This is a genomic window from Methanoculleus sp. (genome assembly GCF_035363275.1).
In the GTDB taxonomy this organism is placed as follows: Archaea; Halobacteriota; Methanomicrobia; order Methanomicrobiales; family Methanoculleaceae; genus Methanoculleus.
Genome location: NZ_DAOSET010000023.1, coordinates 26,190 through 43,339, shown reverse-complemented (window position 1 = coordinate 43,339; position 17,150 = coordinate 26,190). Strand labels below are relative to the sequence as shown.

Below are 17,150 nucleotides of genomic sequence, written 5' to 3'. Positions count from 1 at the left end.
GAGGGGCTAGGTTTCCTCGGCAATGTTCGTCAGCCGAGGGTTAGTCGGTCCTAAGATGTGTCGTAATTCGAACACGTCAAAAGGGAAACAGGTTAATATTCCTGTACCATTCATCCGTAGCGGTTTACCGCCCTGACGCTTCGGGATATGCCGGACAGGGTCGTCGCCCTGTCCAAGCGTTCAAACTCGTGGAGTACCGCCATGGTGAGAAGCGAGTGAAGACGTGATGGGGTAACCCGGCAAATTCCTGGAGCCCGTGAAAAGGGGGATGAATGTCCGTACCGAGATCTGACACAGGTGCCCCTAGCTGAAGAGGCTAAGGCGTGTCGGTGTAATCGTGTTAAGGGAACTCGGCAAATTGGCCCCGTAACTTCGGGAGAAGGGGTGCCTGCCTGGCGATCAGGCAGGTCGCAGTGACCAGGGGGCTCTGACTGTCTAATAACAACATAGGTGACTGCAACTCGGAAACGATTAGTATAGTCACTGATTCCTGCCCAGTGCGAGTATCTGAACACCGGGTTCAACCGGACGAAGGACTCGTAAACGGCGGGGGTAACTATGACCCTCTTAAGGTAGCGTAGTACCTTGTCGCTTAATTGGCGACTTGCATGAATGGATTAACGAGAGCCCTACTGTCCCTAACACGAAGCCGTTGAACATTTTATCCTAGTGCAGAGACTAGGGACTCCAGATGGGAAGTGAAGACCCCGTGGAGCTTTACTGCAGCCTGTCGCTGTGTTACGGTATTCCTTGCGCAGCGTAGATGGGAGGCGTCGATCCACCCCTTCCGGGGGGTGGGGAGCCAACAATGAGACACCATCCTTGGTTTACTGTAACACTAACTCTCTTACGAGAGGACAACGGTAGGTAGGCAGTTTGGGTGGGGCGCCACACCCTCGAAAAAATATCAAGGGTGCCCTATGGTCAACTCATGTGAGTCAGAAACTCACAGGAGAGTGTCAAGAGCATAAGTTGGCCTGACGCGATTTCGCATAGCAAGAAATCGCGAGAGGAAACTCGGGTCTAACGAACTAATGAGCCTTGTTGATGAGGGCCATTAACGACAGAAAAGCTACCCCGGGGATAACAGAGTCGTCGCCGGCAAGAGCACATATCGACCCGGCGGCTTGCTACCTCGATGTCGGTTCTTTCCATCCTGGCCGTGCAGCAGCGGCCAAGGGTGAGGTTGTTCGCCTATTAAAGGGGATCGTGAGCTGGGTTTAGACCGTCGTGAGACAGGTCGGTTACTATCTATCTGGAGTGTTTGGAGTCTGAAGGTAAGATGGAAATAGTACGAGAGGAACTTTCCGTCGTCGCCTCTGGTCGATCGGTTGTCCGACAGGGCAATGCCGAGCAGCTACGCGATAAGGGATAAAAGCTGAAAGCATCTAAGCTTGAAACCTGACCTAAAAAGAGACTCCGTTGAGGACACGGGTAAAAGACCCGTTTGATAGGTCCGGGATGTAAGCACGAAGGCAACGACGTGTTCAGTCCGCGGATACTAACGTCCGATGCCTTCCGCTGAACTCAGACGAAATCCAGAATCGCGCACTTAATCCTGATGGTTTCATCCGGGTGCAAGGTGATTACCTTTATATGCCCGGGAGACTAACCTATAGGAGGTAACACGGCTTGCCAAGGTGGCGGAGCGGCCACGCGGTTGACTGCAGATCAACTACACCCCGGTTCAAGTCCGGGCCTTGGCTTCCGACCGGGCGCGAAGCGGCTGGGCGGGGAGAAAATCCGTAAGGATTTTCGACTCCGATCAAACGCGTCACACTCGGTCGCAACTGGTAATAGCGGCCACAGCAGAGGGGAAACACCTGGACCCATTCCGAACCCAGCAGTTAAGCCCTCTCACGTGTTGTGTGGTACTGAGGTGCGAGAGCCCTCGGGAAGCCCGACTCGCTGCTATTACCTCCTTTACACTGAAACCTGTTCTTCTTGTAGTTCTTCTTGTAGTTCTTCTTGTAGTTCTTCTTGTAGTTCTTCTTGTATATGACTGTGCGAGCGCCAGTTATCTGTTCCTGATCGTCCCTTTTGCGTAACGCACCTTTCTACAACAGTATCTTTTCACCGTCCGGTTCCGTCGTCATACGCCGGCACGGCCGGGTCTTCCCTTCCCGGCAGATATCCTGGAGACTGCTCTCAAAAAGCGAACCGGATTGGGGGAGGGGAAAGGAACGGCCTTTCCATCCCCGCTGAAACTCTCTTACAGCACCCTCCGGGACATCCGGCACGATGCCCGGTGCGACTCTTCCCCGTCCTTCGGAGTCACGGGTGTTCCAGGATCTTACGTCGAAGAGAGGGTTTCAAACCATGTCTGGATCTCAAGATGTGCCGCCACTGCGGTGGCACCATGCTATCTGTGGTTCTTATATATTATTTAACTTTCCCCATTTGTCATGGTAATACTATTTACTTGCCCCGGAGACCTGACGCGCTACGATATCGGCGGTGCCTCCGGAGATTGTGCTTCCGGGACGTTTGCACCATGGAACTGCCGTTCTTCCTGTATGCGGTGCAGTATCCGCGATAACACCCCCTCATCGGTGCTGAGCGAGACAACCGGATCGATGACGACTTTCATCCGTGGTTCCCTCTCGCCATAGCCGTACGTAACGGGGGGCTACACGACCACGAGTTTTGCCGCTTTCTGCTTCTCCTCCTGGAAGATCTCGCTGAGTTCGAAGAGGACGCCCGTATCGAGGTGCCGCTCCGCCAGGACAAAGATATCTCCTTCCTCCGTGGCAAAGTGCGCCTCGATATCCCCTCTCAGGCTGACGAGCGCCGGCATCCAGGCATCGTCCCTGAGCGGGATCTGCTCAAACCGGGCAAGCGCCTCACGGACCTGCGAGTGCTCCTCAAGCGAACGCCGGATCTCCTCCGGCACCCGATCGCGCAGGTATGCATACAGCGTGGCCTCCTCCGCATACATATGTCCCGGCAGTTCACGGCGGAGCGTGATGCACCGGACATCCCGGGTTTCAGGGTTGCTCTCGAGTTCATCGAAGAGGCTCCTGATCAGGTCGTGGTCGTCCCGGATCAACTCAAGAATATGTGGCATACATGGCCTCCGTCCGGAGAGCAATAGAAGGTATGGCAGATAACAATTTCGCAGGGCTCAAACCCGTTATCAGTTTCCGGCCGGAAAAAAATGGGAGCGCCGGTGCCGCGCACCTGTCCGCATCGGTCCGCTCGCTCGCTCAACGCGCCGCAACCGGGAGGGCGGCCTTCTTTGCGTCTTCGTAACTGCTTCCGAGGCTTGAGAGGTCGTCGTTGCTCATCTTCTGCTGCATTTCGGGGAAGATATGCTCCTCCTCCTCGCTGATATGGTGCTTTACGTTCTCCTGAATCACCGTTATCTTCGCCACCCAGACATCCTCCTTCGAGGTCGACGCGCTGTCGAGCTGGGAGAGCAGCGTCTTGACCGCGTTGTGCTCTTCGATCGACTCAAGCGCCATCTCCTGCATGCCCGAATCCATGAGTTTCGGGTATACGGCCTGCTCCTCGCCGATCATGTGCGGAATGAGGTTCTCCTTTAAGGAGCTGTACTTCTGCTCACGGTTGCTTGTGCCCTTGCTTGAGAGTTCCGAAAGTTGCGAGAGCACCATTTCATGCTCCTGCTTCAGGATATCAACAACATTCTGTGCCATCTGATCACTTCCCCCTGACAGGGAGGCCTGCATGGGCAGTCACGATATATATGAGTTATGTCCGGATCCGGGATCCTCTTCATTACCGGAGTAGGGCAGCGTCCGCCGGATAACTCATAAATGGGGCGGGTACATAAGGTAACCATATGCTGAAAGAGGAGCCGGACGCTTCGAACCCCGGGGTGAAACTCCGGCGCGAGCTCGGTTTGCCTGCAGTCGCCCTGTCGGGCGTGGGGATCATCCTCGGTGCCGGGATCTACGCCCTGCTCGGGGAAGCAGCCGGCATGGCCGGGAACGCCGTCTGGCTGACGTTTGCCATCGCAGCCACCATCGCCGGGTTCAGCGCCTTGAGTTATGCCGAACTCTCGTCGATGTATCCCCGTGCGAGCGCCGAGTTCGAGTATGTCTCTAACGCCTTCGGGCGGCGGCTTGCGTTCGTCGTCGGCTGGCTGATCATCTTCTCCGGCATCCTCGGCGCCGCAACCGTCTCACTCGGGTTTGCCGGCTACTTCTCGGACCTTGTCGGCTTCCCGGTCCTCCCCTCGGCGATCCTCATCATCCTCATCCTTGCGGGGATCCTCTTCTCCGGCATCAAGGAGACCGCCCGGATCGCCATCACCATGACGCTCATCGAGGTCGCCGGCATCGTCATGGTCATCCTGATCGGCCTCCCGCACCTCGGAGAGGTGAACTATCTCGAACTGCCCCATGGTCTCCCCGGCCTCCTGCAGGCGTCCGCGCTCGTCTTCTTTGCCTACATGGGATTTGAGGAGATGGTAAAACTCTCGGAGGAGACCAGAAACCCGGAGCGGACTATCCCCCTTGCCCTGATCATCGCGCTTGCCGTCTCCATCTTTCTCTATGTTCTCGTCTCCCTCGCCGCCGTCTCGGTTGTCGGATGGGAGCAACTGGCCGCCTCCCGGGCACCCTTCGCCGAGGTCGCGTCCGTCGCCCTCGGTCCTGCAGCGTTCACTCTCATCTCCGTCATCGCCCTCTTCGCCACCGCAAACACCGCTCTCCTGATGATGATGGCGTCGTCCCGGATCATCTACGGTATGGCGTCCTCTTTCTCGCTTCCCTCGGTCCTCGCCCGGGTTCATCCCCGGACACGGACGCCCTGGACGGCCATCGCCGCCGTCGCACTTGCCTCCATGGTCTTCCTCTTTGCCGGAGAGATCGATTTCGTCGCGAACATCACCAATTTCACGCTCTTTGTGACATTCGTCGTCATCAACGCATCCGTGATCCTGCTCCGGTACCGTGCGCCGGACGTGCCCCGGCCCTTCCGGATACCGGGGAGTATCGGAACCCTCCCTGTCATCCCGGTCGTCGGCATCGTCTCAAGCCTCTTCCTCCTCATCCAGCTGGACTCCCTGGTGCTGCTGGTCGGCGGGTTCCTGGTCGTTCTCGGCGCAGCAATTGCGCTTCTGGGGGAGCAACAGTTTCGTGAGGCGGCGTGAACGGAACCGGGCCCGGCGCCGGCATCCGGCCGGCCGCCTAACTTCCTCTCTTCTCGCTGGCCCGGTAGCGCTCGACCGGTCCGACCGCTTTCAGTTTGCCGTCCGCGAGGACGGAGACGGCGCCATGGCCGCATGCCACCAGGCACCGGCGGTCGGCCGGGGCGCGATCCTCGTCGTGCTTTCGGATTAACTCAAGCAACGCCTTGCGCTCCTGGCGTGCACAGTCGCTGTCGACGTTGACCGACGTCACCAGGAGGTCGGCCAGTGAGTTGTAGCGTTTCCGGCCCTCATCGAGGCTCCCGAAGTTGATCAGCGTATCGGCGGTGAAGACGATCCCGTGCTTCGGGGAGAAGAGGTAGACCTGGCCGTGCATGTGCCCCCCCAGGGATTCAAGAACTTCGAACTCAACGTCCTCGACCGCAAAGCGGCCGAGGATGGGGAAGATCGACCGTGTGCCGAGCGCTTCTGCCGGGAAGAGTTCCGGGTTCTCCGGCGGTGTGAAGTGTGAGAAGAGGTTGATGATGGTCGTGTAGACCTCTTCGAGGATCGAGGACTCGCTGCGTGAGCCGTAGGCACGGTTCGCCCGGCGGATGATCTCCCGGGACCCGGTGTGCGTATACGCCGTCGCATCGAAGAATCCGGCCGCCCCGCAGTGGTCCGCGTCGGCATGGGTGATATAGATCCGGTTGATCCTGGTGAGATCCCCGAGGCCGTAGTGCTGGAACATCCGCACGGCGTCCTCGTGATAGATCCCATATCCCGTATCGATCATGACGGTCTCGTCCGGGGCGCGGAGCAGGAAGATGTTCCCGCCGCCCGGCATCTGGAAACAGAAGATCTCGACGCTATCGCTGATCGGGATGCGCTGGACATCCGCATAAAACCGCTCTCCCGTGGTGTCCCGGAGCGTCCTCCCGGTGAGCAGGATCCACTCAAAGACTTCCCTGGGGTCCTGGCCGCGGCTGTTGAGTTCCTGGACGATGTGGTTGACGTCCTGCAGGAGGGAGAGCAGAAACTCATCCTTGGTCGTCCCGATCAGCCCCCGCACCGCCTGTGCGAACCTGACGTAGAAGACGGTGTCGTCGAGTTTCTCGCCGGTCGTGTCGTACTCGAGGATCTCGAGCCGGTAGCGTGACTTGAGCCGGTCGAGCAGGTCCTCCACCGCAGCAGTCTCTTCGATGTTCAGGCTGATGGTGACCCGGCCGGAGCAGGAGCACCGTTGGTCGTCAAAGTCGATGTACGCGATGTTCGCCCCGGCCCCGGTGATGTAGGTGAGAAGTTCAAAGAGCGACCCGGGTTGGTGGGGGAGGTATACGGAGAACTTAAGAAACCCGAGCGTGGGCAGCGATTCCTGGAGGTAGCCGATCGCGTGAAGGTCTTCCTTCATCCGGCAGTAGGTCTCCTGGGTGGCGGTCACCTCAAAGAAGACCGTGGCGGGATCGATCCTGCGGTCGTACTGTACGCGGATGATGTTGCCCGAGTAGGACTTGACAATCTCGGCCGCGCGGTGCAGCGCGCCCGGTTCGTCGGGCATTCTGGCGACAAAGGAGTATTTATTCACCCGGTTCACCTTATGATTTTTATAGGTGAGCGGTCGTCCTATAAGCACTTTCTCTTGCGGATCTACAAGATTGGACGAGAAAAATGGGGTGGTATGCCTGTTTTCGTATTGCTGCCTCGTTTGTGCCGGAGGGCGGCGCCGGCCGGTCACGCCGGGGCAATCTTTTCGCGCACCGCCTGCGCCCAGGCGCGTACGGCCTCCAGGTTGCGGAAGTCTCCCGTCTTTGCCCGGATCATCTTGATGATCGCACGGTCCGTGAACGAGAGGTGCCCGCTCTCCAGCCTTCCGGGGAAGAGACCGATATCGACGGGTTTTACGAGCATTCGGACCTGGTCCATCGACATCTCCGCCTTCTTCAGGGACTCGGGGTTCCCCTCTTCGATCGTCAGCCCCACGGCAAAGAAGGCGACCGGAATGGTGCGCAGGTACTGCTGGTTTCGCTCGATGAAGACCTGCGGTTCCGGGAGCCATTTCCCCATGTAGATCGGGCTCCCGATGATGGCCGCCCGGTAGGAGGAGAGATCCGTGATTTCGTTCACCGGTCGCACATCGACCGCAACGCTTGCTTTCCTGAGTTCATCGCCGATCGTCTCCGCCACCTCTACGGTCGAGCCGTAACGGGTGGCATAGGCAACAAGGATCCTGTCTGCCATAATGCCATTATCTCTCATCCAGCTGGTCTTATTCGTTGCGGGACGATACGGGTTAGGTTCTTATGGGTTGATCACCCTTCAGGGTTCGATGGCGACGAGAGAAGAGGGTACCGGAGTATGGTACCACAGGGGCCAGGCTCTCTGCAGCACCCGGGACTACGATAAAGCGGTCGTCTGCTACGACAGGGCTCTTGGATCCTCCCCGAAGGACCCGGTTCTCTGGCGGCGAAAGGGTTTTGCTCTCATTAAAGCCGGCCGCTACGCCGAGGCGGTTGCCTGTTTCGATCGAGCGCTCGCTCTCGACCCGCAAGATGCGACGGCCTGGCAGAGAATGGGTTACACTCTTGCCTGCATGGGGAAGAACGAAGACGCCGTCGCCTGCTGCGATGAGGCGCTCAGGCAGGATCCGGACCATATCCTCGCCCTGCAGAGCAAGGGCTGGGTGCTCGGGGTCATGTGCCGGTACGATGATGCGGCGGCATGCTATGAGGCCGTCCTCACAATCGACCCGGAGCGGGGGTCTGCAGCCTGGCACCGGGAGCGGATGCGGGAGAGGAGGGATCTTGAGGCGCTCGCGTCCGAGATCCGTGAGGCGGAGCGCATCGTCGACCTGCCGGCCTGCATCCGCGAGGTCGTCCGTGAACGGGACTACGGCAACGTCGAACTCGCCCGGGCGGTGCTCAGGGAACTGGTCGGGCGGGCGGAGAGAGCGGCGGTTCAGGGCCGGTGAGCCCGTTCCCTCTTTTTTGTAGACGGTGCTGGTATGTCCTACTCTGCCCGCAGTGCCTCGATGGGATCGAGGTTCGAGGCCCGCCACGCCGGGTAGACCCCGGTGACGACGCAGATCGCGGCCCCGACAGCCATGGCCATCGGGACGTAGCCGATGCTTGCCGGCGCAAAGAAGTACTCGGTTGATCCCACCATGCCGAGGACGACGATGTAGCCGATGACGATGCTTGCGACGGCGCCGATGGCCGCCCCGACGAGGCCGAGGATCCCGGCTTCGTAGATGAACATCCGCAGGATCTCGGTCCGCTGCGTCCCGATGGAGCGGAGGATCCCGATCTCCCGTATCCGTTCGTTCACCGACATCATCATCACGTTGAAGATCGAGACTGCGGCAACGAGGAGCGAGATCCCCGCAATCGCCATTACGAACGTCGTCATCGTGGAGACTGTCGCGGTGATGCTCTCCATCATGCGGCTGCTGTCCTGGACGGTGACGGTATCCTCCTGCCTGTTGAGTTCCTCTTCGATCGCCGTCTTGACCGCATCGACGTTCTCTATGTCGCTCACGACGACGTTGACCTGGTCGTACTCTCCTTCCCCGCCGTAGATGCCGACAAAGAGCCTGTCGGTGCCGACGATCGCCATATCCGTGGAGAGGTCCATCGTCATGCCGCGCTCCTCGAGGATGCCGACGACCCGGACGGTCGTGGTGGACCCCTCGTCGGGATCGCCGATATCGATCTTGCTCCCGATCTTGAGGCCGAGCCGCTCTGCAAGCGTCGGCCCGACGACCACCGAGGTCGTGCTCTTCGGGTACTCTCCCGTCTCGACCGTGAGGATCTCGCGGATGATCTCCGCATCGAGGCCGTAGATCGTCGCCCTCCCGGTATCCGAGCCGATCTCGACCCGGTCAGACTCGGACCTGACGGTATAGGCCGTCCCATATTTCGCGGTGATGCGCTCGATATCCCGGAACTGGTCTTCATCGATCACATCGTCATCGTCATCGGAGGATGAACCGCCCCCGCCACCCGGTCCCATCATCATGCCGCCCCCGCCGCCGCGGTAGGGAGTGACGGTGAGCTTGTTTGCCATATCGGAGAGTTCTTCCGTGACCGAGAGCGTCATGTTCGCCCCCATCATACCGATCGAGGCGATGGCGACGACGCCGATCACGATACCGAGTGCGGCAAGAACCGACCGGAGGAAGTGGAGCCGGACGCTCCGCATCGAGAGCGCGAGGATGATGTCCTTCCCGATCATGCCACCCTCCCGTCGCGTATCGTGATCGTCCGGTCCGCGTACCCTGCGGTCTCCGGGTTATGGGTCACCATGACGAGCGTCCGGCCTCGGCCGTGCAGGTCGGCAAGGATCTCCATGATCTGGAGGCTCGTCCGGGAGTCCAGGTTGCCGGTCGGCTCGTCGCAGAGGAGGATCGCCGGATCGTTGACGAGCGCCCGCGCGATCGCTATCCGCTGTTGCTGGCCGCCGGAGAGTTCGTTCGGCTTATGGGCCGAGAGGGACTTATCGATCCCGACCTGGGCGAGGAGGTTCCGCACCCGGCCGGTATCGTCGTTCCTCCTGTGTTTCACGATGTAGGGGTATTCGACGTTCTCGTAGGCGGAGAGCAGCGGGATGAGGTTGAACTTCTGGAAGATGTAGCCGATCGATGAGAGACGGAGGCCGGTCAGCTCCCGGTCGTCCATCTTGCGCGTGTTCTTCCCGGCGAGAAAGAGGTCGCCGGACGTGGGGCGGTCGAGGCACCCGATCTGGTTGAGGAGGGTTGACTTCCCCGACCCCGACGGCCCCATGATGGCGACGAACTCCCCCTCGTCGATGGTGAGAGAGATCCCGGAGAGGGCCGTGACGTCGCCTGAGGGGAGGGGATAGACCTTCGCGACGTTATCGAGTTCGATAACCGGACTGCTCATGGTTCATCCTCCCCGGATTACTTCCGCATCCGGGCACGAAGTTTCCCGAAGTAACCTTTCCGCCATCCGACGACGACAGCCACGCCCCCGACGATCACGAGGAGGATCTCGAGGACCGGGATCTGTCCAAACCCGCTGCCGAACGAGCCGAACACGCCCATGCCCCCTCTGCCGCCCTGGGGGCCGCCGGCCATGCCGGACGGGACCTGGCCGTTCGAGTCCGCCATAGACGCCTGGCTCGCGGAGTTGAGCGATACGGTCACGGTCTCGGTGAAGGCCCTGCCGTCCGCATCACGGTGTTCGACGACGAGTGGGATGGAGGATGCGCCGCCTGCGGTGCACGTGACCTCGAAACTCGAGAAGTCGTCCGGCTCAAGCCCGCCGACGACGTAGACCGGGTAAGGGTCGGTTGCTGTCGCCGGGTCGTCGACGGTGACCTTGACCGAGTAGGCATCTTTGAGGCCGGCGTTGGTCACGTCTCCGGTCAGCGTGATCGTACTGCCGCTCCGGACGACCTCGATGTTGTTGACCACCATATCGGGCGCCACCGCCCGTCCGCCGACCTCGACGGGGACGGTCAGGGTGGTGTGGTGCTCATTGATCCCATTCCGGTAGGAGACGTCGAAGGTGAGCTCGGTCGACTGCGACGCCGTGATCTCGAACGAGGCGTTCTTCATCTCATCCGGCGCGAGGGCGCCGAGGAAGACGGCCGTCCGGGTGTTCGTGACGCCTTCGCCGGACGGGGTGACGGTGACGCCGTTCACGCTCCCCTCGCGGGGGTTCCCGATGGAGAGGACGATGGTGTCCTGGCTGCCTGCCGGGTAGGTCTCCGGGGCGTCGACGACGGAGACCCGGATCTCCGTGCTCTCGACTGTCACCGGAACAGAGTAGCGGATGCTCCCGCTGTCCCTGAGGTCCAGGTAGAAGGTCGGGTAGTAGATGCCGTCCTGGCCATCGGCCCTCACGGTGAAGGTGAACGACATCGTGTTGCCGGGGCCGATGGTACCTACCGAGTTGTAGGTTTTGTCGTTGACGACGGCGATCCCATCCGGGTACAGTTCCGCCCTGCTGATGGCGACGCTGCTCGACCCGGTGTTCTTGATCTCGACCGTCACCGTGCCCGTATCGCCACGCATGAGCGTATTGGGGTTGACGGTGACGTTGGTTACCGCGATCTGCGCTTCCGCCGGCGTCGTCGTCTCCGCGGCTGCGGCGGCGCCCGCGATAGTCGATAAGATGAGAACCAGGATGCAGAGGTGCGGCCTCATCGGTTCTGCCTCCGGAACTGTTCTGATAACGTTCTTGCAGATTTCATGGTCTTTCACGTACCTTGGATCTATTGATCTGTTGTCGCGCCCTCCCGCAAGATCCGGGAGGGTGCCTGACGATGTAATGTATGTTTTACATATTGTTATTTATTGTTTACTTTGAGTGGTCCGTTGTATCAGGGTAGAGTGCACAACCGGCATCCATGGAGTGCCTCCCTTCTCCCGTGCGAAAACAGAACGCCTCCTGTGAGGCCGCGCGCATTGTGCTCGGGAAGAGGAGAGAGGTGGAGTGATGATGAGGTTCGGGTGAATATGCTCCGGTCGAGTGTGTCATGAGACCTGCCCGGGTCCCGGCGGGCATGCCACACGATATGACGCCCGGTGACTCCCGCCACCGTCGGAGAGTGACGGAACTCTCCTCTTCCGCTGCTCTTATACCCGTGGGGATGCCTCCCCATCGGTTCGGGTTGTAGTGGCGGCCCTGCAGTGGGGGCGGGGCCCGCCTGCTACGTCGTGTATGTTATACATTTTGTTATTAATAGTTTACTAAATCCTGCAGGTGCGGGTATGGTGCCAGAAGAAAAGCGGGCGAATACCAGGTCATTCCGGCGGCTTCAATCCCGGGACGCTGTCGTAGATGAAGATCTCCTCGATCGTGACGCCGAAGAACCGGGCGATCTTGAAGGCGAGTTCGAGCGAGGGGTCATACTTCCCCTTTTCGATGGCGAGGATGGTCTGCCGGGTGACCCCGAGCTCGTTTGCGAGCCCTTCCTGGGTCAGGTCGTGCATCGCCCGGTAGACCTTAATCCTGTTCTTCATCGGTATCCCATTCTCCGTATTTGCGGGCGTAGTACATCCTGAATCCGACGTAGAGGAAGATCATCAGGCAGAGCAGCGCCATCTGGAAGATCGCAAACCCGCCGAAGACGGGGAGGTCGAGCGCGTCCGGAGGGATCATCTCGTGGGGACCCGGAGGGTGCGGCCGCAGTCCGAGCGGCCTTGAGAACGCAACGACCGCACTCCCCAGGCTGACCGCGAAGAAGACCACCCAGAAGACCTCCAGTGTCCGGAGTGCCGCCTTCTGGGTTATCACCGCTGTTCGTTCGTCCTCTATCGTCTCCTCGACCTTCCTCCGCGCTAGATAGATCAGGAGGACGCCGAGGACGAACGCAACCTGGATCAGAATCGGTCTCTCAATCTCCACCGAGAGCCAGAAGATGCCGACCTCGATAAGCGCAACAACACCGGCCAGGAGATAGAACGTGTTTCGTTTCATGGGCAGTCGTTGTACAGAATCTTGGGCATTTTGTTATTAATGCGTAACCCCGGCGGACCGCTCCCGTCCGTCGGCGAACGGCAGGCCGATAGATGTTATCCACACCGGATCCTCTTCTGCTTAACAGTCGGGCTGAAGTACAACCGCCCATAAAGTACTTAAAATAGGCTTGCTGTCTTAATTCTATCACAGGATACAGGAATCTCATGCCAGCCCGGTCTGTACGCCCCGGTTCAATCCTCGAAGAGACCTCGGGGGAGGTCCGGGAGATACTTGGGAACGATTTTGACTCCCTCACCGTGGAGAGGGTCGTGATCGGGATCTTCTTCACCGGCGTGAAACTTAACGACGGCTCCGGTGGCCTCTGCTTCACCCCGGTAAAAGAGATTCCGGAAGCGGTCTGCTGCCCCAGCTCGGCCCGTGCCATGCCGTACCCGGGCCGCTTTGTGGGGCGAAGCGCCGGGGAATTTCTCCGCGACCTCCCCCGTGCGCCTCCGCTCAAAAAAGCAGTCGGCATTGCAGTCCTCAACGCACTTTCCGAATCTTGCTGGAAGCGCCGGCCGGGAGCGGGCTACGTCCGGGAGAGCGGGCTGGACGCGCTTGATGCCGTGCCGTTGCCTGAGGAGGGGTATGTCGTGGTGGTGGGGGCGCTCGTGCCGATCATTCGACGGCTCAAAGCGCGGGGGAAGCCGTTCGGGATCCTCGAGATCGACCTATGCACGTTAAAGCCCGATGAACTACCCTATGCCGTCCCCCAGGATAAAGCGGATGCGGCGGTCCGCAGGGCCGATATGCTCGTCATCACCGGGACCACCCTCATCAACAACACGCTCGAACCCCTGCTTGCCCTCGCCCGGCCCGGGGCTTCGATCATCGTTGTCGGGCCGACCGCCAGCATGCTTCCAGACGCGTTCTTCCGGCGCGGCGTGACGATGCTGGGAGGGGACAGTGTCACCAGCCCCGATGCGCTGCTCGATACGATTGCTGAGGGCGGTTCCGGGTACCATTTTTTCGGCAGATCTGCGGAGAAGACGATCATCCACCGGTCGAGCACCCGGCAACCAAAATAATTACAGGTCGGCCCGTCGGAGTAGCCGAACTACCTCGCGCCTCCCGCCGGGGCCGGGACTTACAGCAGGTCGTAGTTCTCGTCTGTCTCAGAGCGCATAACTGCCTCGATGTACTGGAAGCCGATCTTCCAGATATAGGGCCGGTGTGATTCGGGTTTGGGGGGTGGCGGCGGAGATGAGTCGAGACTGCTCGGATTACCCTTATGTGCCTGTAAATCTATTGTACGAGTTATTATGATAGACCGTGACGATAGGCAGGGATACTTCTGCAGCGACCTGGTGGTTTATGTAAAACCCGCCTGGATACCCGTGCCGAAACAGGCTTTTGTCCCGTTATTGGTACGGAATGTGGTTGTTGAGGGATGAAAGCATGGCGGTTGACTATATCTCCCTCTGGAACAAGCAGCACGAGATGGCGAACCGCCAGAGGCAGATCTGGGACGAAGGCAAAAGTTTCTGGGAAGATCCGCAGAACATCAGCCGGTTTGTGGATCGGCTGATAGGGAGCGATCGGTCGCGCATCGAAAACCAGATTGCGGCGATGCAGATCCCTCGCGGGTCTACGGTGCTCGACATCGGGGCGGGTCCGGGGACTCTTGCCGTCCCCCTTGCTCTTGCGGGCTGCGACGTCACGGTCGTGGAGCCGTCCGCCGGGATGCGGGCCGCGATGAGGGAGTACCGGGAAATGACCGGTGCCCCGGAGATCCGCGAGATTCCTTCCCGGTGGGAAGATGCGGACCCTGCGGAGGTGGGGAAGCACGATGTCGTCGTCGCCTCATTTTCCCTTGCGCTGGACGATATCGGTCCTTCCCTGTTGAAGATGGATTCGGCAGCGAAACGATCGGTACATCTGTTCTGGTTCTTGACGCCGCCCACGTGGACTGCGGCGAACTTCAAACTCTGGCCGAAACTTCATGGAAATGAGTATACTGCCGAGCCGACGGCAGATCTTCTCTGGAACTGCCTGTGTCAGCTTGGGATCTATTCGCATGTGCTGGTTGAACACGTGGAGAAAGGGCAGTGCTACCCAGCCGAGGAGGAAGCCGTTGCCGACTATTGCCGGCGTCTCTACGTCCGCGACGACCGTCAGCGGGAGATCGTTGCTTCCTTCGTGCATGAGCGAGTCGTGCAGACACAGGCAGGGTTCTGGATTCCCGGGGTCTCGAAGACGGCCCATATCCGGTGGGAGAAGGAAGAATGATCCTATCCCCGAACCACGTTCAGTCCATCACTGTGTAATACGATCCCCGGGCGCAATTGCCGCACATGATCGCCTCTTCGGCCACAATCTCTTTGTCGTCCAGGATCGTTTCGTCGCACCTGCTGCAGCGGGTCCGGTGCTTCGGGAAGCCGGGGAGGTCGCCTTCCGGAATCACGACCCTGACTCTCTGCACCCTGAAGAGATCCTCCGGTGCATCATGCAGCATCGTTCCTGCTTCGTTCATATCTTCTGGGCCGGGCTTCTCCGGCCGCTCCTTCTCCAGGGCCGAGACCCTGACGGCATCCTGTGTTGCCAGGTTGATGAACGTAGCGGCAAACTTGCCGTAGGGCCGGTATTTCAGCGTGCGACGACCGAGCGAGCACCCCGTGATCGCCTGGACTGCATCCGTAATACTGAAGAAAGACCCGGTGATCCGTTGCCGGGGTTGGTGCATGTCGTGCTGCGAACAGGTCTATCTCCCGGGAAACCCGCAGCTGCCGACGTCGTGTCTTATGAATATCGGCGTTCTGATCTCAAATCGGGAAATTCGCTGAAGGGAACCGAGCAAGGCTCTCGCGCGGTGACAGGGAGTGATGCGCAACCGTAACGCTCCCGGCCGGCACAACCCCACCTCTCTCCCGGAAAAAGATGAATTGTCTCACCGGTGCGCGAAGTAGGCGCTCACCCGGCCGCCGTCCACCGAGTCGATCCGGGCAAACCCGATCCGCTCGAACTGGACGACGCGGTTCGTCTCGCCGGCGACCAGCGGCTCGCAGAACCCGGAGAGACCACCTTCCTGCCTGATGAGGGTACAGGGGATTCCTGTCCCCGCCGGGAGCCACTGGATGATCGGCGCCTTTTCGCGCCGGGCATCCTCAAGCGAGTCGCCGGCGTAGGAGACCTGCAGCACATCCCCGACCTGCTCGAGCCGGATATTATAGAGGTCCTTTAGCCGGACCATGCTCTTCCCCTCGATATCCGCCTTCGGGAGGAGGACCCTCCCCTCGGCGACCAGGGTCCGGACCCCGCGGGAGGGATCGTTCGGGTGGAGGGCCGCGTGGGCCTCGTGCCGCGGAGCGCCCGCCACCGTCACCTCGACCGGGTCGGGCACGAAGAAGTAGCGGTTCGCCTTCGGGTCGACGAGCTCCTTGTTTTTGGCATAGAGGTTCTCCCACGAGAACGATATATCGGTCTCGCCGATCCCGATATCGACCATGGCGTTCCGGACCGCCTCAGGCTCGATACCCCGGCGTGCGATCGCTCGCATCGTCCCCAGGTGGATGTCGTCCCATCCGGTGTAGAGCCCGCTCTTGATCCCCTCGCGCATCCCCGACGTCGAGAGGACGACGCCGGATATCCCCATCCGGCCGTAGTGGCGGTAGACCGGCGGCTTCCAGCCGAAGTAATCGAAGATGTAGCGCTGCCTTCTCGTGTTTGCTATGTGGTCCTTTCCGCGGACGACATGCGTGATCCCGAGGAGGTGGTCGTCCACCGCGACCGAGAAGTTCATCAGCGGGAAGACCGTGGCATCCACCCGCGGGTGGAGAGGTGCGTTCACGATCCGCATCGCGGAGTAGTCCCGCATCGCCGGGTCGGGGTGAGTGAGTTCCGTCTTCACCCTGACGGTGACGTCGCCCTCGTAGAACTCCCCATCGAGCATCTGCTGCCAGAGTTCCAGGTTCTCCTCAACCGTCTGGTCCCGGCAGGGGCACGCCTTCCCCTTGAGTTTGAGTTCCCGGAAGCGTTCCGCGTCGCAGACACAGACATAGGCTCCGCCGAGTTCGATGAGGTTCCTGCAGAGGTCGTAGTAGATCTCAAGCCGGTCGCTCTGGTAGACGATATCGGTGATCCCGAGTCCGAGCCACTTGATATCCTCCTGCACCATCCCGTATGCTTCAGGGTCGACCCTCTTTGGATCGGTATCCTCGATACGGAGGACGTACCGGCCCCCATACCGCCGGACATAGTAATCGTTCAGGATGGAGGCCCGGGCGTGCCCGAGGTGCAGCGGTCCGCTCGGGTTCGGTGCGAACCGCATCACCACGCCGTTCTCCGCGCCTTCGAGGGCGGGGAGCTCGCGGCTGCGTTCGTGCGTCTCGGTTTGGTCGGCCAGGAGTTCGGGGGCGATCTCTGATAGACGGTTCTTCCGGTCGATCCGGCTCATCGCCGCCACCTCCGCGATCACCTTTGCTGCAAGAGGGCCGATCTCCCGGGCCCGGCTTCGGAACTCCGGGTGTTTGCCGAGCACCGTACCGATGACCGTTCCGCTCTTAGGGGTGCTATCATGCTTCACCGCGTTCGCTAACGCGTGGATGAAGAGCAGATGCTCGAGATCACTCTCCATG

At 60.3% G+C, this 17,150-nt stretch carries 15 protein-coding genes, 1 tRNA gene and 2 rRNA genes; 7 read left to right on the top strand and 11 right to left on the bottom strand.

The window, feature by feature from the left end; translation table 11 throughout:
* The 3 genes from PLN84_RS06780 to rrf form a co-directional block, all read left to right on the top strand.
* A 23S ribosomal RNA gene (locus PLN84_RS06780) occupies positions 1-1,524 on the top strand; the annotation flags it as partial.
* Between the two features lie 110 nt (positions 1,525-1,634).
* Positions 1,635-1,706 (top strand) — tRNA-Cys (locus PLN84_RS06775).
* 89 nt (positions 1,707-1,795) lie between these two features.
* Positions 1,796-1,917, top strand: a 5S ribosomal RNA gene (rrf, locus tag PLN84_RS06770).
* A gap of 712 nt (positions 1,918-2,629) precedes the next feature.
* Here the strand turns inward: rrf and PLN84_RS06765 are convergent.
* Positions 2,630-3,067 (bottom strand): hemerythrin domain-containing protein, encoded by a 438-nt coding sequence (locus PLN84_RS06765; protein WP_292558806.1) that lies wholly within the window; start codon positions 3,065-3,067, stop codon positions 2,630-2,632.
* Between the two features lie 139 nt (positions 3,068-3,206).
* Positions 3,207-3,656 (bottom strand): hemerythrin domain-containing protein, encoded by a 450-nt coding sequence (locus tag PLN84_RS06760; protein WP_292558805.1) that lies wholly within the window; start codon positions 3,654-3,656, stop codon positions 3,207-3,209.
* Positions 3,657-3,802: 146 nt separating this feature from the next.
* Between PLN84_RS06760 and PLN84_RS06755 the strand changes: the two genes are divergently transcribed.
* Positions 3,803-5,116, top strand: a complete 1,314-nt coding sequence (locus tag PLN84_RS06755; protein ID WP_292558804.1) for an APC family permease — start codon at positions 3,803-3,805, stop codon at positions 5,114-5,116.
* Between the two features lie 37 nt (positions 5,117-5,153).
* Here the strand turns inward: PLN84_RS06755 and PLN84_RS06750 are convergent, their stop codons facing one another.
* Together PLN84_RS06750 and PLN84_RS06745 are read right to left on the bottom strand one after the other, a co-directional pair.
* Positions 5,154-6,677, bottom strand: coding sequence for an MBL fold metallo-hydrolase (locus tag PLN84_RS06750; RefSeq protein ID WP_292558808.1), 1,524 nt, complete (start codon positions 6,675-6,677; stop codon positions 5,154-5,156).
* Positions 6,678-6,823: 146 nt separating this feature from the next.
* On the bottom strand, positions 6,824-7,330 hold the full coding sequence (locus PLN84_RS06745) for a flavodoxin domain-containing protein (RefSeq protein WP_292558803.1): 507 nt from the start codon (positions 7,328-7,330) through the stop codon (positions 6,824-6,826).
* 88 nt (positions 7,331-7,418) lie between these two features.
* On the opposite strand from PLN84_RS06745, the gene PLN84_RS06740 reads away from it, so the two are divergent.
* Positions 7,419-8,060: a tetratricopeptide repeat protein gene (locus tag PLN84_RS06740; RefSeq protein ID WP_292558802.1), complete on the top strand. Its 642-nt coding sequence runs from the start codon at positions 7,419-7,421 to the stop codon at positions 8,058-8,060.
* A gap of 38 nt (positions 8,061-8,098) precedes the next feature.
* Here the strand turns inward: PLN84_RS06740 and PLN84_RS06735 are convergent, their stop codons facing one another.
* The 5 genes from PLN84_RS06735 to PLN84_RS06715 form a co-directional block, all read right to left on the bottom strand.
* The gene (locus PLN84_RS06735) at positions 8,099-9,322 is read right to left on the bottom strand and encodes an ABC transporter permease (RefSeq protein WP_292558801.1); all 1,224 of its coding nucleotides are present in this window, start codon (positions 9,320-9,322) and stop codon (positions 8,099-8,101) included.
* Complete coding sequence (locus PLN84_RS06730; protein ID WP_292558800.1) at positions 9,319-9,990, bottom strand: ABC transporter ATP-binding protein; 672 nt, start codon at positions 9,988-9,990, stop codon at positions 9,319-9,321. Before PLN84_RS06730 ends, PLN84_RS06735 begins: the two co-directional genes overlap by 4 nt.
* A 17-nt stretch (positions 9,991-10,007) precedes the next feature.
* Positions 10,008-11,258: a CARDB domain-containing protein gene (locus tag PLN84_RS06725; protein ID WP_299953381.1), complete on the bottom strand. Its 1,251-nt coding sequence runs from the start codon at positions 11,256-11,258 to the stop codon at positions 10,008-10,010.
* A 600-nt stretch (positions 11,259-11,858) separates the two neighbouring features.
* Positions 11,859-12,077, bottom strand: a complete 219-nt coding sequence (locus PLN84_RS06720; RefSeq protein ID WP_292558798.1) for a helix-turn-helix transcriptional regulator — start codon at positions 12,075-12,077, stop codon at positions 11,859-11,861.
* Positions 12,061-12,534, bottom strand: coding sequence for a DUF2178 domain-containing protein (locus PLN84_RS06715; RefSeq protein WP_292558797.1), 474 nt, complete (start codon positions 12,532-12,534; stop codon positions 12,061-12,063). Before PLN84_RS06715 ends, PLN84_RS06720 begins: the two co-directional genes overlap by 17 nt.
* Positions 12,535-12,740: 206 nt before the next feature.
* Between PLN84_RS06715 and PLN84_RS06710 the strand changes: the two genes are divergently transcribed.
* Together PLN84_RS06710 and PLN84_RS06705 are read left to right on the top strand one after the other, a co-directional pair.
* Entirely contained in the window at positions 12,741-13,604 is an 864-nt protein-coding gene (locus PLN84_RS06710; RefSeq protein WP_292558796.1) for a DUF364 domain-containing protein, read from the top strand.
* A 370-nt stretch (positions 13,605-13,974) separates the two neighbouring features.
* Positions 13,975-14,805, top strand: a complete 831-nt coding sequence (locus tag PLN84_RS06705) for a class I SAM-dependent methyltransferase (RefSeq protein ID WP_292558795.1) — start codon at positions 13,975-13,977, stop codon at positions 14,803-14,805.
* 19 nt (positions 14,806-14,824) lie between these two features.
* On the opposite strand, the gene PLN84_RS06700 is transcribed toward PLN84_RS06705, so the two are convergent.
* Both PLN84_RS06700 and PLN84_RS06695 read right to left on the bottom strand, forming a co-directional pair.
* The gene (locus PLN84_RS06700) at positions 14,825-15,259 is read right to left on the bottom strand and encodes an FmdE family protein (RefSeq protein WP_292558794.1); all 435 of its coding nucleotides are present in this window, start codon (positions 15,257-15,259) and stop codon (positions 14,825-14,827) included.
* Between the two features lie 204 nt (positions 15,260-15,463).
* Positions 15,464-17,149: a glutamate--tRNA ligase gene (locus PLN84_RS06695; protein ID WP_292558793.1), complete on the bottom strand. Its 1,686-nt coding sequence runs from the start codon at positions 17,147-17,149 to the stop codon at positions 15,464-15,466.
* Between the last annotated feature and the right edge of the window lies 1 nt (position 17,150).

What these genes read in the sequence shown, in the direction of transcription:
- PLN84_RS06765 (WP_292558806.1), bottom strand. Translation starts at nt 3,067, where the DNA reads ATGCCACATATTCTTGAGTTGATCCGGGACGACCACGACCTGATCAGG.
- PLN84_RS06760 (WP_292558805.1), bottom strand. Translation starts at nt 3,656, where the DNA reads ATGGCACAGAATGTTGTTGATATCCTGAAGCAGGAGCATGAAATGGTG.
- PLN84_RS06755 (WP_292558804.1), top strand. Translation starts at nt 3,803, where the DNA reads ATGCTGAAAGAGGAGCCGGACGCTTCGAACCCCGGGGTGAAACTCCGG.
- PLN84_RS06745 (WP_292558803.1), bottom strand. Translation starts at nt 7,330, where the DNA reads ATGGCAGACAGGATCCTTGTTGCCTATGCCACCCGTTACGGCTCGACC.
- PLN84_RS06740 (WP_292558802.1), top strand. Translation starts at nt 7,419, where the DNA reads ATGGCGACGAGAGAAGAGGGTACCGGAGTATGGTACCACAGGGGCCAG.
- PLN84_RS06735 (WP_292558801.1), bottom strand. Translation starts at nt 9,322, where the DNA reads ATGATCGGGAAGGACATCATCCTCGCGCTCTCGATGCGGAGCGTCCGG.
- PLN84_RS06730 (WP_292558800.1), bottom strand. Translation starts at nt 9,990, where the DNA reads ATGAGCAGTCCGGTTATCGAACTCGATAACGTCGCGAAGGTCTATCCC.
- PLN84_RS06725 (WP_299953381.1), bottom strand. Translation starts at nt 11,258, where the DNA reads ATGAGGCCGCACCTCTGCATCCTGGTTCTCATCTTATCGACTATCGCG.
- PLN84_RS06720 (WP_292558798.1), bottom strand. Translation starts at nt 12,077, where the DNA reads ATGAAGAACAGGATTAAGGTCTACCGGGCGATGCACGACCTGACCCAG.
- PLN84_RS06715 (WP_292558797.1), bottom strand. Translation starts at nt 12,534, where the DNA reads ATGAAACGAAACACGTTCTATCTCCTGGCCGGTGTTGTTGCGCTTATC.
- PLN84_RS06710 (WP_292558796.1), top strand. Translation starts at nt 12,741, where the DNA reads ATGCCAGCCCGGTCTGTACGCCCCGGTTCAATCCTCGAAGAGACCTCG.
- PLN84_RS06705 (WP_292558795.1), top strand. Translation starts at nt 13,975, where the DNA reads ATGGCGGTTGACTATATCTCCCTCTGGAACAAGCAGCACGAGATGGCG.
- PLN84_RS06700 (WP_292558794.1), bottom strand. Translation starts at nt 15,259, where the DNA reads ATGCACCAACCCCGGCAACGGATCACCGGGTCTTTCTTCAGTATTACG.
- PLN84_RS06695 (WP_292558793.1), bottom strand. Translation starts at nt 17,149, where the DNA reads ATGGAGAGTGATCTCGAGCATCTGCTCTTCATCCACGCGTTAGCGAAC.